General features: G+C 61.1%; 27 protein-coding genes. 1 reads left to right on the top strand and 26 read right to left on the bottom strand.

The genetic code is table 11. The features are described 5' to 3' along the window. Positions 1–118: 118 nt before the first annotated feature. From rpsK to rplO, 5 genes are all read right to left on the bottom strand, one after another. On the bottom strand, positions 119–508 hold the full coding sequence (rpsK, locus tag P0X85_RS09555; RefSeq protein ID WP_013066070.1) for a 30S ribosomal protein S11: 390 nt from the start codon (positions 506–508) through the stop codon (positions 119–121). A 14-nt stretch (positions 509–522) separates the two neighbouring features. Then, positions 523–891 (bottom strand): 30S ribosomal protein S13, encoded by a 369-nt coding sequence (rpsM, locus tag P0X85_RS09550; RefSeq protein ID WP_275811983.1) that lies wholly within the window; start codon positions 889–891, stop codon positions 523–525. A 184-nt stretch (positions 892–1,075) separates the two neighbouring features. Further along, the gene (locus tag P0X85_RS09545; RefSeq protein ID WP_275811980.1) at positions 1,076–1,732 is read right to left on the bottom strand and encodes an adenylate kinase; all 657 of its coding nucleotides are present in this window, start codon (positions 1,730–1,732) and stop codon (positions 1,076–1,078) included. Between the two features lie 18 nt (positions 1,733–1,750). Then, positions 1,751–3,109, bottom strand: coding sequence for a preprotein translocase subunit SecY (gene secY / locus P0X85_RS09540; protein ID WP_275811978.1), 1,359 nt, complete (start codon positions 3,107–3,109; stop codon positions 1,751–1,753). Between the two features lie 102 nt (positions 3,110–3,211). Further along, the gene (gene rplO, locus P0X85_RS09535; RefSeq protein WP_275811975.1) at positions 3,212–3,682 is read right to left on the bottom strand and encodes a 50S ribosomal protein L15; all 471 of its coding nucleotides are present in this window, start codon (positions 3,680–3,682) and stop codon (positions 3,212–3,214) included. Between the two features lie 440 nt (positions 3,683–4,122). Between rplO and P0X85_RS09530 the strand changes: the two genes are divergently transcribed. Continuing rightward, complete coding sequence (locus P0X85_RS09530) at positions 4,123–4,269, top strand: hypothetical protein (RefSeq protein WP_275811972.1); 147 nt, start codon at positions 4,123–4,125, stop codon at positions 4,267–4,269. A gap of 58 nt (positions 4,270–4,327) precedes the next feature. On the opposite strand, the gene rpmD is transcribed toward P0X85_RS09530, so the two are convergent. From rpmD to P0X85_RS09425, 21 genes are all read right to left on the bottom strand, one after another. Beyond that, complete coding sequence (gene rpmD / locus P0X85_RS09525) at positions 4,328–4,516, bottom strand: 50S ribosomal protein L30 (protein WP_275811968.1); 189 nt, start codon at positions 4,514–4,516, stop codon at positions 4,328–4,330. A 12-nt stretch (positions 4,517–4,528) separates the two neighbouring features. Further along, the gene (rpsE, locus tag P0X85_RS09520; protein WP_275811965.1) at positions 4,529–5,095 is read right to left on the bottom strand and encodes a 30S ribosomal protein S5; all 567 of its coding nucleotides are present in this window, start codon (positions 5,093–5,095) and stop codon (positions 4,529–4,531) included. Between the two features lie 111 nt (positions 5,096–5,206). After that, positions 5,207–5,566, bottom strand: a complete 360-nt coding sequence (rplR, locus tag P0X85_RS09515) for a 50S ribosomal protein L18 (RefSeq protein WP_275811962.1) — start codon at positions 5,564–5,566, stop codon at positions 5,207–5,209. An 11-nt stretch (positions 5,567–5,577) separates the two neighbouring features. Continuing rightward, positions 5,578–6,111 (bottom strand): 50S ribosomal protein L6, encoded by a 534-nt coding sequence (gene rplF, locus P0X85_RS09510; RefSeq protein WP_275811958.1) that lies wholly within the window; start codon positions 6,109–6,111, stop codon positions 5,578–5,580. 10 nt (positions 6,112–6,121) lie between these two features. Then, complete coding sequence (rpsH, locus tag P0X85_RS09505) at positions 6,122–6,520, bottom strand: 30S ribosomal protein S8 (RefSeq protein WP_275811954.1); 399 nt, start codon at positions 6,518–6,520, stop codon at positions 6,122–6,124. A gap of 12 nt (positions 6,521–6,532) precedes the next feature. After that, complete coding sequence (gene rpsN / locus P0X85_RS09500) at positions 6,533–6,838, bottom strand: 30S ribosomal protein S14 (protein ID WP_275811951.1); 306 nt, start codon at positions 6,836–6,838, stop codon at positions 6,533–6,535. 19 nt (positions 6,839–6,857) lie between these two features. Next, a complete protein-coding gene (gene rplE, locus P0X85_RS09495; protein ID WP_275811948.1) occupies positions 6,858–7,415 on the bottom strand; it encodes a 50S ribosomal protein L5 in 558 nt (185 codons plus the stop codon). Continuing rightward, positions 7,415–7,720 carry a 50S ribosomal protein L24 gene (rplX, locus tag P0X85_RS09490; RefSeq protein ID WP_275811945.1) on the bottom strand — a complete coding sequence of 102 codons (306 nt, stop codon included), beginning with the start codon at positions 7,718–7,720 and terminating at the stop codon, positions 7,415–7,417. The genes rplE and rplX overlap by 1 nt, the downstream gene beginning before the upstream one ends. After that, positions 7,720–8,088 carry a 50S ribosomal protein L14 gene (rplN, locus tag P0X85_RS09485; protein ID WP_022705624.1) on the bottom strand — a complete coding sequence of 123 codons (369 nt, stop codon included), beginning with the start codon at positions 8,086–8,088 and terminating at the stop codon, positions 7,720–7,722. The genes rplX and rplN overlap by 1 nt, the downstream gene beginning before the upstream one ends. A gap of 90 nt (positions 8,089–8,178) precedes the next feature. Further along, positions 8,179–8,412, bottom strand: coding sequence for a 30S ribosomal protein S17 (gene rpsQ, locus P0X85_RS09480; RefSeq protein WP_275811942.1), 234 nt, complete (start codon positions 8,410–8,412; stop codon positions 8,179–8,181). Between the two features lie 11 nt (positions 8,413–8,423). Further along, positions 8,424–8,624 (bottom strand): 50S ribosomal protein L29, encoded by a 201-nt coding sequence (gene rpmC, locus P0X85_RS09475; protein ID WP_275811939.1) that lies wholly within the window; start codon positions 8,622–8,624, stop codon positions 8,424–8,426. A 206-nt stretch (positions 8,625–8,830) separates the two neighbouring features. After that, a complete protein-coding gene (gene rplP / locus P0X85_RS09470; RefSeq protein ID WP_275811937.1) occupies positions 8,831–9,244 on the bottom strand; it encodes a 50S ribosomal protein L16 in 414 nt (137 codons plus the stop codon). Positions 9,245–9,257: 13 nt separating this feature from the next. Next, entirely contained in the window at positions 9,258–9,968 is a 711-nt protein-coding gene (gene rpsC / locus P0X85_RS09465; RefSeq protein WP_275811934.1) for a 30S ribosomal protein S3, read from the bottom strand. Next, positions 9,968–10,348: a 50S ribosomal protein L22 gene (rplV, locus tag P0X85_RS09460; RefSeq protein ID WP_275811930.1), complete on the bottom strand. Its 381-nt coding sequence runs from the start codon at positions 10,346–10,348 to the stop codon at positions 9,968–9,970. Before rplV ends, rpsC begins: the two co-directional genes overlap by 1 nt. A 5-nt stretch (positions 10,349–10,353) precedes the next feature. Beyond that, complete coding sequence (rpsS, locus tag P0X85_RS09455) at positions 10,354–10,632, bottom strand: 30S ribosomal protein S19 (RefSeq protein WP_096433957.1); 279 nt, start codon at positions 10,630–10,632, stop codon at positions 10,354–10,356. 3 nt (positions 10,633–10,635) lie between these two features. Continuing rightward, a complete protein-coding gene (gene rplB, locus P0X85_RS09450) occupies positions 10,636–11,472 on the bottom strand; it encodes a 50S ribosomal protein L2 (RefSeq protein ID WP_275811921.1) in 837 nt (278 codons plus the stop codon). Between the two features lie 144 nt (positions 11,473–11,616). Further along, a complete protein-coding gene (locus tag P0X85_RS09445; protein ID WP_275811917.1) occupies positions 11,617–11,913 on the bottom strand; it encodes a 50S ribosomal protein L23 in 297 nt (98 codons plus the stop codon). Beyond that, positions 11,910–12,530 carry a 50S ribosomal protein L4 gene (gene rplD / locus P0X85_RS09440; protein ID WP_275811914.1) on the bottom strand — a complete coding sequence of 207 codons (621 nt, stop codon included), beginning with the start codon at positions 12,528–12,530 and terminating at the stop codon, positions 11,910–11,912. Before rplD ends, P0X85_RS09445 begins: the two co-directional genes overlap by 4 nt. Beyond that, positions 12,527–13,261: a 50S ribosomal protein L3 gene (rplC, locus tag P0X85_RS09435; RefSeq protein WP_275811911.1), complete on the bottom strand. Its 735-nt coding sequence runs from the start codon at positions 13,259–13,261 to the stop codon at positions 12,527–12,529. Before rplC ends, rplD begins: the two co-directional genes overlap by 4 nt. A gap of 10 nt (positions 13,262–13,271) precedes the next feature. Then, complete coding sequence (gene rpsJ, locus P0X85_RS09430; RefSeq protein WP_036639457.1) at positions 13,272–13,580, bottom strand: 30S ribosomal protein S10; 309 nt, start codon at positions 13,578–13,580, stop codon at positions 13,272–13,274. A 214-nt stretch (positions 13,581–13,794) separates the two neighbouring features. Continuing rightward, the coding region (locus tag P0X85_RS09425; protein ID WP_179907328.1) for an EF-Tu C-terminal domain-related protein at positions 13,795–13,870 on the bottom strand (76 nt) is incomplete at its 5' end.

Here is a 13,870-nt window from a genome sequence, read left to right as displayed (position 1 = left end):
ATTGCCTCCATTCCTGTTCCCAGCCCATGTCCGAAAGCCGGAAACGCCCGAGGATAAAATACGAAAGCGACTGGGCCGCGCAGGGTCTCCCCGCACGGCCCGACCGCGTAAAATCAGATCAGACGCGACGGCGCTTCGGCGGGCGGCAGCCGTTATGCGCGATCGGGGTCACATCACGGATCGAGGTGATGTTCAGACCGACAGCGGCCAGCGCGCGCAGCGCCGACTCACGGCCCGAGCCCGGGCCTTGCACTTCGACGTCGACGGTTTTGAGGCCGTGCTCTTGCGCCTTGCGTGCCGCGTCCTCGGCAGCCATCTGAGCGGCGTAGGGGGTCGATTTGCGCGAACCCTTGAAGCCCATGGTGCCCGAGGACGACCACGAAATGGCGTTGCCCTGAACGTCGGAGATCAGGATTTTGGTGTTGTTGAACGAAGAGTTCACGTGAACAACGCCAGCGGCGATGTTCTTACGCTCTTTGCGTTTAACGCGGGTCTTATCGCGAGCCATGTCTCAACCTCCCCTTACTTCTTCTTGCCGGCGATCGGCTTCGCCGGGCCCTTGCGGGTGCGGGCGTTGGTGTGGGTGCGCTGACCGCGAACCGGCAGGTTGCGACGGTGACGCAGGCCGCGGTAGCAGCCGAGATCCATGAGGCGCTTGATGTTCATCTGAACTTCGCGGCGCAGGTCGCCTTCGACGGTGAAGTTGGCGTCGATGTGCTCGCGGATGGCGAGGACTTCAGCGTCCGAGAGTTCGTTCACGCGACGGGTGGCGTCGATGCCAACGGCTTCGCAGATTTGCTTAGCCGAGTGGGGGCCGATACCAGTGATGTAGGTCAATGCGATCGGGACGCGTTTCCCGGTCGGAATGTTGACGCCAGCAATACGTGCCAAAGCGTAGCTTCCTTTTCGTTGCGGTTCCGTAACGCCAGAACCTTTTTTCACAACCAAAGGCCCGAAACTGGCTGCTTCGGGCCCGCTCTTGTTTCCGAAGGGAATCTCCCTTGCAGGAAACGATTCTCTATGGAGACGCTGTGACCTAGAGGGATTTACCCCCCGCGTCAAGCGCCCCCGTGTCTTACTTGACCTGTTGATCGAGAACTGCGGCAATCTGCGCCGCGACATCCTCAATCTCGCCCAAACCGTCCACACCGAACAGGTCGCCCTGCGCATAGTAGTAGCCGATCAGCGGCGAGGTCTTTTTGTAATATTCCATGAGGCGCTGCTTGAGGCTGTCCTCATTGTCGTCGGCGCGACGTTTGAACTCGGTCCCGCCGCATTTCTCGCATTTGCCATCCGCCGGGATCGGTTTGGTGATGTCGTTATAGACCTCACCGCAGGAACCGCAGGTCGAGCGTGCGGTGATGCGCTGCACTAGAGCTTCGTCATCCACCTGCATCTCGATCACCGCGTCGAGCTTCTGCCCGGTCCGCGCGAGCAGCTTCCCAAGGGCATCCGCCTGCGGCAGCGTGCGCGGGAAACCATCAAAGATGAAGCCCTTGCCATCGCCGCTGGCCAGTTTCTCTTCGATAAGACCGATCACGATCTCATCGGTCACGAGCTGACCGCGGGCCATGACCTCAGCCACTTTCTTGCCCATCTCCGTGCCAGAGTCTTTCGCCTCACGGAGCATGTCGCCGGTCGAGAGCTGCACCATGCCGCGCTCTTGTTCGAGCAAGCGGGCCTGAGTGCCTTTGCCAGCGCCGGGCGGGCCAAGCAGGATGATATTGGTCATGGTATGCCCTTCCCGGAGTTAGCGACGCGCCGGGGCCTTGCGGCCCGTCTTCTTTTTGCCGCGCAGCTGCGAGCGCTCGATGAGGCCCTCATACTGATGCGCAAGAAGGTGCGACTGAACCTGGTTGATCGTGTCCATCGTCACCGAGACCACGATCAGCACCGAGGTGCCGCCGAAGTAGAACGGGATCGAGAGCTGCGAGCGCAGGATCTCGGGCAGGAGGCAGACAGCGGCGAGATAGGCCGAGCCGATCACCAGAACGCGGGCCACAACGTAATCGAGATATTCCTCGGTCTTCTTGCCCGGACGGATGCCGGGAATGAAGCCACCCTGGTTCTTCAGGTTGTCCGCGACTTCGTCCGATTTGAACGCCACGTTGGCGGTGTAGAAATAGGCGAAGAACACGATCATCGCGGTGAAGAACGCAAGATAAAGCGGCTGACCGGGGCCGAAATAGGCGAGGATCGTCGACATGACCGGGCCGGTCTGCGCGCCCGAGAAAGTCGAGATCGTGGTCGGCAGCAGCAGCAGCGACGAGGCAAAGATCGCCGGGATAACGCCCGCCGGGTTCACCTTGATCGGCAGGTGCGAGGAGCCGCCGTCATAAATCTTCATCCCCACCTGACGGCGCGGATACTGAATATGGATCTTGCGCAGCGCCCGCTCCATGAAGACCACGAAGGCAATCACCGCGACCACCATCACAATCACCGTGAGGATCACCGGGGTCGAGATCGCGCCCGAACGGCCCTGAGCGAAGAACTGTGCCAGAGCGGCGGGGATTTCCGCCACGATGCCGACGAAGATGATCAGCGAGATACCGTTGCCGATGCCGCGTGCGGTGATCTGCTCACCGAGCCACATCAGGAACATGGTGCCGCCCACAAGCGTGATGACCACAGCCGCCTGGAAGAACAGGCCCGGATCATGGGCGAGATCGCCCGCCTCAAGGCTTTTCGCAAGGCCGAACGCCTGGAAGGTCGCCAGGGCCACGGTCGAATAGCGCGTGATCTGGTTGATCTTCTTGCGGCCCTGCTCGCCCTCTTTCTTCATCTGCTCCAGCGCGGGCACCATGGCAGTGAGCAGCTGAACGATGATCGAGGCCGAAATATAGGGCATGATGCCGAGCGCGAAGATGCCCATGCGGCCCAGTGCGCCGCCGGTGAACATCGTCAGGATACCACCCAGACCCGACGCCGCGCCCTCCATGAACTCACGCAGCGCGACCGTATCGATCCCCGGCACCGGAATATAGGTGCCCAGACGATAGATGATCAGAAGCCCGATCGTGAAGAAGATGCGCTGGCGCAGCTCGGTGGCTTTGCCAAGGGCGTCCCAGCTAAGGTTCGCCGCCATTTGCTCTGCAGCAGATGCCATATGCCCGTCTCTTTCATGTAAACGCCGCCGGACCGTTCCCCGGCCGGCGGCGTCTGGAAAACTGTTGCCTATGTAAGCGGGCCAAGGCCCGCCCACAACCGCTTATTCAGCGCTCGCAGCGGCCACCGTCAGCTTGCCACCGGCTTTTTCGACGGCCTCGATGGCCGATTTCGAAGCGCCGGTCACGTTCAGGGTGACTTTCGAGGTGATGTCGCCCTTGGCGAGGATGCGGATACCGTCCAGCTTGCGGCGAACGAGACCCGAAGCGACCAGTGCGTCTTCGTTGATCTCGGCTTTCGCGTCGAGCTTGCCGGCTTCGATGAATTTCTCGATCAGGCCGAGGTTGATCACGGCGAATTTCTTCGCGTTCGGCTTGGTGAAGCCGCGCTTCGGCAGGCGACGGTAGAGCGGCATCTGGCCGCCTTCGTAGCCGTTCAGAGCCACGCCCGAGCGCGATTTCTGACCTTTGATACCGCGACCCGCGGTTTTGCCTTTGCCCGAACCCGGACCGCGTGCAACGCGTTTCTTCTTGCGGGCGGCGCCTTCGTTATCGCTGAGTTCATGCAGTTTCATGTCGCTTCTCCTTTGCCGGAAATGCCCCCACAAGCGACAGAGGGACACACGCGGCGTTTCGTGATTGATTCTTGCGGCGCAGAACGCCACCGGGGGCGTATAACGGCGAGGGAAACGGGAATCAAGCGTCAGGAGATGCGGGCATGCGCTTTCGTCACGCAAGCGCCGACAGGGCGGTAAGAGCCGCAGCGCTGGCCCTGCTCGGTGCCGGGCTGCTTGCCGGATGCGCGGTGGACACGCGGCTCCTGGACGAGGCCACCCTCCCCGCGCCCGACTGGACCGCGCCTGTCGCGACGGCTGATGCCAGGGGCACCCCCACAAGCAACGTCCCGGCATCCGCTCGCTCCGGCGCCTGGCAAGCGCCTGACGCCCGCGTCTCGCTTCCCCTTGAGACTGCAGGGCTCACACGAGTCACGGTTCGCGGCACGACAGTGGGCGGCATGGCCAGTGGCTCTCTCGAACGCACGCTCGCGGCACGCGCAGGCAGCGTCTGCCCGAACGGCTATCGGGAGGTTTCCCGACTGCCGATAGCCGGCGCGGACCGGCTGTCGGACACAACCTACCGCGTCACGATCATCTGCAACTGACCAAAGAAAAACGCCCCGGCCTTTCGACCGGGGCGCAATCCTGTCAGGCGAGCGATGCTCAGCCTTTTTCTTCCACGATGGTCACGAGATGCGGGATCTTGTTGACCATGCCGCGGACCGAGGGGGTGTCCTCGAGTTCACGGGTGCGGTTGATCTTGCCAAGGCCCAGGCCCTTGAGCGTCGCGGCTTGGATGGCCGGACGGCGAGCGGACGAGGCGATCTGTTTGACGACGATGGTTTTAGCCATGGGTCAGTCTCCTTACGCTTCTGCCGAGGCGTCAGCTTCGGCTTCCGGCTTTTTCAGGATGTCCGCAACCTTCTTACCGCGACGTTGCGCGATTTGACGGGGCGAAGCTTCCTTGGTCAGGCCGTTCAGCGTTGCGCGGATCATGTTGTAGGGGTTCTGCGAACCGATCGACTTCGACACCACGTCTTTGACGCCGAGCATTTCGAAGACGGCGCGCATCGGACCACCTGCGATGATCCCGGTCCCTTCCGGTGCGGTGCGCATCACAACTTTACCGGCGCCATGACGGCCTTCGACATCGTGGTGCAGCGTGCGGCCATCGCGCAGCGGCACACGGATGAGCTGGCGCTTCGCCTGCTCGGTGGCCTTGCGGATCGCTTCCGGCACTTCTTTCGCTTTACCTTTGCCGAAGCCGACGCGACCGCGCTGGTCACCGACGACGACGAGGGCTGCGAAACCGAAGCGCTTACCACCCTTCACGGTTTTCGAGACGCGGTTGATCGCAACGAGACGATCGGCGAATTCCGGGGTTTCTTCGCGCTCTTCGCGGCGGCCCCGGCGGTTTTCACGTTCTGCCATGAGGCATTCCTTTCGTGATGGCGTGGTTCACGCCGTTTCATCCAATCCTGGTGAGCGCCCGCGCGGGGCGCCCCCGGATCATCGGGGGGACGCGAACGTCCCCCGCCGGTCTTAGAACTTCAGGCCGCCTTCGCGGGCTGCATCGGCAAGCGCCTTGATCTTCCCGTGGAAGAGGAAGCCGCCACGGTCGAAGTAGCACTCTTCGACGCCGGCTTTCTTCGCGCGCTCGGCAATTGCCGCGCCCACTTTGGCAGCCGCTTCGACGTTGTTCTTGCCGATGACACCGAGATCCTTTTCGAGGGTCGATGCCGAGGCCAGCGTCACGCCGTTGACGTCGTCGATCAGCTGAACGCTGATGTTCTTCGAGGAGCGATGAACCGACAGGCGCGCACGCCCGTTGGCCATCGAACGGAGTTTGTTCCGAACGCGCAGGCGGCGCTTGAGGAACAGTTGACGTTTGTTGTTCGCCATAGTCGCCACCCTTACTTCTTCTTGCCTTCTTTGCGGAAGATGAACTCGCCTTTGTAGCGGATCCCTTTGCCTTTGTAGGGCTCGGGACGACGCCACTCGCGGATGTTCGCTGCAACTTGACCAACTTGCTGCTGGTCCATGCCTTCCACAACGATTTCGGTTTGCTTCGGAGCCGTCACGGTCACGCCCGCGGGAACTTCGAAGTTCACCTCGTGCGAGTAACCGAGCGAGAGCTTGAGCACGTTGCCCTGCATTGCTGCACGGTAACCGACACCCTGGATCTCCAGCTCTTTCTTGAAGCCGGTGGTGACACCGGTGACGAGGTTCTCGATCATCGAGCGGGTCATGCCCCACTGCTGACGGGCGCGCTTCGAAGTGCCGCGCGGCGTCACGGTGACCGATTGACCGTCGATAGCGATGGTCACGTCGTCGGTTGCGTTGAAGCTACGGGTCCCTTTCGGGCCTTTCACTTCGATGGTCTGGCCCGACAGGGACGCCGAAACGCCGCTGGGAAGCTCGACCGGTTTTTTACCAATACGAGACATTGAGCCCTCCTTAGAACACGGTGCAGAGCACTTCACCGCCAACATTGGCAGTGCGCGCAGCCGCGTCCGACATCACGCCCTTGGACGTGGAGATGATCGACACGCCCAGGCCCTGACGGACCGAGGGAACGTCTTTCGCAGCCATGTACACGCGACGACCGGGGGTCGAGATGCGCTTCAGCTCACGAATGACCGGAGTGCCTTCGAAGTATTTGAGGCTGATTTCCAGCTCCGGGTGGCCATTGGCGCCGGTGGTGGATTCATAGCCACGGATGTAGCCTTCCGCCTGGAGCACATCCAGCACCCATGCGCGCAGCTTCGAAGCCGGCGTACGAACGGTGGATTTGCCGCGCATTTGCGCGTTGCGGATGCGGGTCAGCATATCGCCGAGAGGATCGTTCATCGACATATCTCGGTCTCCTTACCAGCTCGACTTCACCATGCCGGGGATCTGGCCGAACGAGGCCAGGTCACGCAGCATGATCCGCGAGAGTTTGAGCTTACGGTAGTAAGCATGGGGACGGCCGGTCAGCTGGCAACGGTTGTGCAGACGGACGGCCGACGAGTTACGGGGCAGTTCCGCCAGTTTGAGGGTCGCCTTGAAGCGCTCCTCCATCGGGCGGTCCTGATCTTCGATGATGGTTTTGAGCGCGGCGCGTTTGGCGGCGTACTTGTTCACAAGACGCTGACGCTTCACTTCGCGCGCAACCATGGATTTCTTAGCCATTGAGTCTCTCTCCTCGCGATCAGGCGTTGAACGGCATGTTGAAATGCTTCAACAGCGCCTTCGCTTCCGCGTCGTTCGACGTGGTGGTGCAGATGATGATGTCCATACCCAGAACCTCATCGACCTTGTCGAAGTCGATTTCCGGGAACACGATGTGTTCTTTCAGGCCCATCGCGAAGTTGCCGCGACCGTCGAAGGACGGCTTCACACCGCGGAAGTCGCGCACGCGCGGCATTGCGATGTTGATCAGGCGGTCGAGGAATTCGTACATCCGGTCGCCACGGAGGGTGACTTTGCAGCCAAGCGGCATCTCTTCACGAACGCGGAAGCCGGCGATCGACTTCTTGGCTTTCGTCATGACAGCCTTCTGACCCGCGATGAGCGAGAGCTCCTCGGTGGCTTGCTTGACTTTCTTGGTGTCCTTGACGGCTTCACCGACGCCCATGTTCAGAACGATTTTTTCCAGACGCGGGATCTGCATGTCGTTCTTGTAGGCGAACTCTTCTTTCATCGCTGCGCGAATGGAAGAAGCGTAAAGCGTCTTGAGACGCGGGGTGTAGGTCGCTTGATCCAGCATCAGATCGCCTCCCCGGTGGTCTTGGCGAAGCGGACTTTCTTGCCGTCTTCCATGCGGAAGCCGACGCGGGTCGCTTTGCCGTTCTTGTCCAGAAGAGCCAGGTTCGACAGGTCGATCGGCATTGCCTTGGCAACGCGGCCGCCTTGTGCGGTCTGGGTCTGGCGCTGGTGACGGATGGCAGTGTTCACGCCATCCACGATTGCCTTGCCGGCGGCCGGCATCACAGAGGTGATCTCACCCTGTTTGCCTTTGTCCTTGCCGGTGAGCACGACGACCTTGTCGCCTTTGCGGAGCTTGGCAGCCATTACAGCACCTCCGGAGCGAGCGAGATGATCTTCATGAAGTTCTTGGCGCGCAGCTCACGCACGACCGGCCCGAAGATACGGGTGCCGACCGGTTCGCCCTGGTTGTTCAGGATGACGGCGGCGTTGCGGTCGAAGCGGATGGCGGTGCCATCTTCACGACGGACTTCTTTGGCGGTGCGCACGACGACGGCCTTGCGGACGTCACCTTTCTTCACGCGGCCGCGCGGGATGGCTTCCTTGACGGAAACGACAATGATGTCGCCGACCGACGCATAGCGACGGTGCGAACCACCCAGGACCTTGATGCACTGAACTCGGCGAGCGCCGGAGTTGTCAGCAACATCCAGATTGGTCTGCATCTGGATCATTTGGTTACTCCCGACCTTTGGGGACGCCCTTGCAGACGGGGCCCCAGGGTTTCGATAAACTGGTGTTTATCGCCGGGACCTGAGCAGAACTCAGGCCTCGACGACGACCTTCCAGCGTTTGGTCTTCGAGATCGGCGCGCACTCTTCGATGCGAACAGTGTCACCGGTCTTGAATTGGTTTGCTGCGTCATGCGCGCGGTATTTCTTCGACTTACGCACGGTTTTTTGCAGCAGCGGGTGCTTGAAGCGGCGCTCGACCAGAACGGTGATGGTTTGGTCGTTCTTGTCCGAGGTCACGACACCTTGCAGGATACGTTTGGGCATAGGAGCTCTCCTTACTTCGCGGCTTCAGCGGCTTTGGCGTTCAGCACCGTTTTGACGCGGGCAACGTCACGACGGACGGCGCGCATGCGGGCGGTGTTCTCGAGTTGGCCGGTAGCCTGCTGGAAGCGGAGGTTGAAGGCTTCCTTTTTCAGCGCAACGAGCTGGTCACGCAGCTCGTCAGGCGTCTTCGCCTGAAGTTCTTGGGCGTTCATCCCATGGTCCTTTCTTGGCACCAGAGGGCCCCCGGAGGGTGACCCTTAATCTGATGGGTTATGTCAGTCCTGATTGCAGGACCTGCGCGCTCTAACAGAGCGAATCGGAATTGGCAAGGATTGATTAGCGGCCAGCCCATCCTCCCCGCCAAAAGCAGAAGGCCCCGCGTGCACGGGGCCTTCCGTTTCGTGAACAGAACCGGAAATTACCAGTCCTGACGCTCGACGATGCGGGTCTGGATCGGCAGTTTTGCCGCGCCCAGACGCAGGGCTTCGCGGGCGATGGTCTCGTTGACGCCGTCGATTTCGAACATCACGCGGCCCGGTTTGACCTTGGCGGTCCAACGGTCCACCGAACCCTTACCTTTACCCATCCGAACTTCGGTCGGCTTTGCAGTGACCGGGTTATCCGGGAAGATGCGGATCCAAACGCGGCCCTGACGCTTCATGTGACGCGTAATGGCACGACGTGCGGCTTCGATCTGGCGCGCTGTGATGCGCTCCGGCTCGACAGCCTTGAGGCCGAAGTGACCGAAATTCAGGTCAAAGCCGCCTTTGGCTTCGCCGTGGATCCGGCCTTTGTGCAGTTTGCGGAACTTTGTCCGTTTCGGTTGCAGCATGGTGACTTACTCCTCAGCGAGCGTCGCGACGCGGGCCGCGCGGTGCCGGACCCTCTTGGGCTTCGGCATTCTTGCGGTCACGGGCTTGCGGATCGTGCTCCATGATCTCGCCTTTGAAGATCCAGGTCTTCACGCCAATGATCCCGTACGGGGTCGAGGCTTCGGCCAGAGCATAGTCGATGTCGGCACGCAGCGTGTGCAGCGGCACGCGGCCTTCACGGTACCATTCGGTACGCGCGATTTCCGCGCCACCCAGACGGCCCGAGACGTTCACACGGATGCCGAGGGCGCCCATGCGCATCGCGTTCTGCACGGCGCGCTTCATGGCGCGGCGGAACGAAACACGACGCTCGAGCTGCTGTGCGATCGACTCGGCGACCAGCTGGGCGTCCAGCTCGGGCTTGCGCACTTCAACGATGTTGAGGTGCAGTTCCGAGGCGGTGAACTGTGCCAGCTTCTTGCGCAGTAGCTCGATATCGGCGCCTTTTTTGCCGATGATGACGCCCGGACGCGCGGCGTGAATGGTCACGCGGCACTTCTTGTGCGGACGCTCGATGATCACGCGAGCGATGCCGGCTTGCTTGGCTTCTTCGTGAATGAATTCACGAATTTTCAGGTCTTCGAGGAGAAGATCCCCGTAGTCCTTGCTGTCAGCATACCAGCGGCTGTCCCAGGTGCGGTTGACCTGGAGGCGCATGCCGATCGGATTGACCTTCTGACCCATTACGCTTGCTCCTCGATCTGACGCACCTTGATGGTGAGTTCCGAAAACGGCTTCATGATCTTGCCGAAACGGCCACGCGCACGCGGACGACCGCGCTTCATGACCAGGTTCTTGCCAACCCAGGCTTCGGCGACGACGAGGCTGTCGACGTCAAGACCATGGTTGTTCTCGGCGTTCGCAATAGCCGATTGCAGGCACTTCTTCACGTCTTGCGCGATGCGCTTTTTCGAGAAGGTCAGGTCCGAAAGGGCCTTGTCGACCTTCTTGCCGCGGATCATGGCGGCGACGAGGTTCAGTTTCTGCGGCGAGGTGCGAAGCATTTTGGACTTGGCCATCGCTTCGTTATCGGCCACGCGGCGCGGATTCTTTTCCTTGCTCATGGCGCTTACTTCCTCTTGGCTTTCTTGTCGGCAGCGTGCCCGTAATAGGTACGGGTCGGCGAGTACTCACCGAACTTCTGACCGATCATCTCTTCGGTGACGTTCACCGGGATGTGCTTCTGACCGTTGTAGACCCCGAAGGTGAGGCCCACGAATTGCGGCAGGATGGTGGAACGACGCGACCAGATCTTGATCACTTCGCCTTTGCCCGACTCGCGCGCTTTCTCTGCTTTTTTCAGCAGGTAGGCGTCAACGAAAGGGCCTTTCCAAACAGAACGTGCCATATCTTAGCGACCCTTCTTAGCGTGACGCGAACGGAGAATGTATTTGTCCGTTTTCTTGTTCGAGCGGGTCCGGTTGCCCTTGGTGCCTTTGCCCCACGGGGTGACCGGGTGACGACCACCCGAGGTACGCCCCTCACCACCACCGTGCGGGTGGTCGATCGGGTTCATCGCGACACCGCGAACGGTCGGACGCACGCCCTTGTGACGCATACGGCCGGCTTTACCGAAGTTCTGGTTCGAGTGGTCAGCGTTCGACACGGCACCGATGGTGGCCATGCATTCCTGACGCACGAGACGCAGTTCGCCCGAGGAGAGGCGGATCTGCGCGTAAGAGCCGTCGCGGCCGACGAACTGGGCATAGGTGCCGGCGGCGCGGGCCAGCTGGCCGCCCTTGCCCGGCTTCAGTTCCACGTTGTGCACGATGGTACCGATCGGCATGCCCGAGAACGGCATCGCGTTGCCCGGCTTGATGTCTGCTTTGGCGCCTGCGATCACCTTGTCACCGACAGCGAGACGCTGGGGCGCGATGATGTAGGACTGATCGCCGTCTTCGTAGCGGATCAGCGCGATAAAGGCGGTGCGGTTGGGATCGTATTCGATACGCTCGACGGTTGCCGGAACATCGAATTTGCGACGTTTGAAGTCGACGATACGGTAGAGACGCTTCGCGCCACCACCTTTGTGCCACATCGTGACGCGCCCGGTATTGTTCCGGCCACCCGTCTTGGTAAGACCCTCGGTGAGGGCTTTGACGGGACGGCCTTTCCAAAGCTCCGAACGGTCGATCAGAACCAGCCCACGCTGGCCCGGCGTCGTCGGTTTATACGACTTGAGTGCCATGCTCTCTGTCTTCCGTTGCTTTGGACCAAAGGTCCGTTTCAGAAGGGGCGCCGTAGCTCCCCGGTTTTGTATCCCCGGTGTCCCGGAAACATAAAGCTCAACGGGCCCGATGACTCGGGCCCGCGAGATTCGTTGCGGCTTCTATCAGAGGCCGGTGGAGACGTCGATAGTGTTTCCGTCTTCCAGCGTCACATAGGCTTTCTTGACGTCCGAACGCTTGCCGGCGATGCCGCGGAAGCGCTTGGTCTTGCCTTTGGTGATCGTGGTGTTGACCGCTTTCACCTTGACGTTGAAGAGGGTTTCGACAGCCTCTTTGATCGCCGGTTTGGTTGCCGATTTGGCCACCTCGAAGACGACAGCACCGTTTTCCGACGCCATGGTCGCTTTTTCGGTGATGATCGGCTTCACGATCACATCGTAATGTTCGGGTTTCGCGCTCATTTCAGGCGAGCCTCCAGAGCTTCGACACCCGCCTTCGTGATCACCAGGGTGTCACGCTTGAGGATGTCATAGACATTGGCGCCCATCGACGGCAGCACATCGATACCCTCGATGTTGCGCGCGGCGCGAGCGAAGTTCTCGTTCACATCCGCACCGTCGATGATCAGCACGCGCTTCCAGCCGAGTTCCTTGGCTGCTTTTGCGAGCTGGGCGGTTTTGGCTTCGGCCATCTCGGCAGCGTCCAGCACCACGAGGTTACCGGTCTTGGCTTTCGACGACAGAGCGTGCTTCAGGCCAAGGGCGCGGAACTTCTTGGGCAGGTCATGGGCGTGCGACCGCGGGGTCGGACCCTTGTAGACACCACCGTGACGGAAGATCGGAGCCTTCTTGGAACCGTGACGTGCGCCACCGGTGCCCTTCTGGCGATAGATCTTCTTGGTCGAGTAGCTCACTTCCGACTTGGTCAGAACCGAGTGGGTGCCGGCTTGCGCTTTCGCGCGCTGCCAACGGACCACGCGATGCAGGATGTCTGCGCGCGGCTCAAGGCCGAACAGCGCTTCGTCCAGATCGATCGAACCGGCTTTGCCGCCGTCGAGTTTGATCACGTCGAGTTTCATGCTTCACCCCCTTCGACCGAGGCTTCTTCGGCCGGAGCAGCGGTTTCTTCCTTGGCCGCGCCCTTCAGGGCTGCCGGCATCGGAACGTTCTCGGGCAGCGGCTTCTTGACCGCGTCCTTGATCGTCACCCAGCCGCCCTTGGCGCCCGGAACCGAACCCTTGACCATGATCAGGCCACGGTCGGCGTCGGTTTTGACCACCTGGATGTTCTGCGTGGTGACGCGAACAGCACCGAGGTGACCGGCCATCTTCTTGCCTTTGAACACCTTGCCCGGGTCTTGACACTGACCGGTCGAGCCGTGCGAGCGGTGCGAGATCGAGACACCGTGCGAAGCGCGCAGACCACCGAAGTTGTGACGCTTCATGGCACCGGCGAAGCCTTTACCGATCGAGGTGCCGGCGACGTCAACGTATTGACCTTCGGCATAGTGTTCGGCCGAGATTTCGGCGCCCACTTCGATCAGGTTTTCAGGCGACACGCGGAATTCCGCGACCTTGCGCTTCGGAGCCACGTTCGCCTTGGCGAAGTGACCGCGCAGGGCGGCGGTGGTGCGCTTGGCCTTGGCAGTGCCCGCGCCGAGCTGAACGGCGGTGTAGCCGTCTTTGTCGGCGGTGCGCTGTGCGACCACTTGCAGGTTGTCGAGTTGCAGAACCGTGACCGGAACTTGCTTGCCGTCTTCAAGGAACAGCCGGGTCATGCCCAGCTTCTTGGCGATAACACCAGAACGCATTGTCGCCTCCTTACACCTTGATCTCGACGTCGACACCAGCCGCGAGGTCGAGCTTCATCAGCGCGTCCACGGTTTGCGGGGTCGGATCGACGATGTCGAGAAGACGTTTATGGGTGCGGATTTCCCACTGGTCGCGCGACTTCTTGTCGATGTGCGGACCACGGAGAACCGTGAATTTCTCGATTTTGTTCGGCAGCGGAATCGGGCCGCGAACTTGTGCACCGGTGCGCTTGGCGGTGTTCACGATTTCCTGGGTGCTGGCGTCCAGCACGCGGTAATCGAACGCCTTGAGCCGGATGCGGATGTTTTGACCAGTCATTGTCAATAATGCCTCTCGCAGGGGCTTCAAGGTTGAGAGGCAGACACCGCCGCATGCGACGCCTGCATCGAACCTGCAATCTCTTGGAGATCAGGCGCGCTCCCTACGGGACCACCCTGAGTCTGTCAAGAGCGAATGGCGCGCCTTTCGGCGCACCATCCAATTTCTTCCATCGATGTGGGTGACAGGCCCCGAAAGGCCTGCCCGCCAATCATCACTCGATGATTTTGGAGACGACGCCAGCGCCGACGGTGCGGCCGCCTTCACGGATAGCGAAGCGGAGCTTCTCT

The sequence above is a fragment of the Pseudothioclava nitratireducens genome, assembly GCF_029210495.1.
Lineage (GTDB): Bacteria > Pseudomonadota > Alphaproteobacteria > Rhodobacterales > Rhodobacteraceae > Pseudothioclava > Pseudothioclava nitratireducens.
The sequence above is the reverse complement of the archived record's forward strand: the minus strand, read 5'-3'. Positions and strand labels throughout refer to the sequence as shown.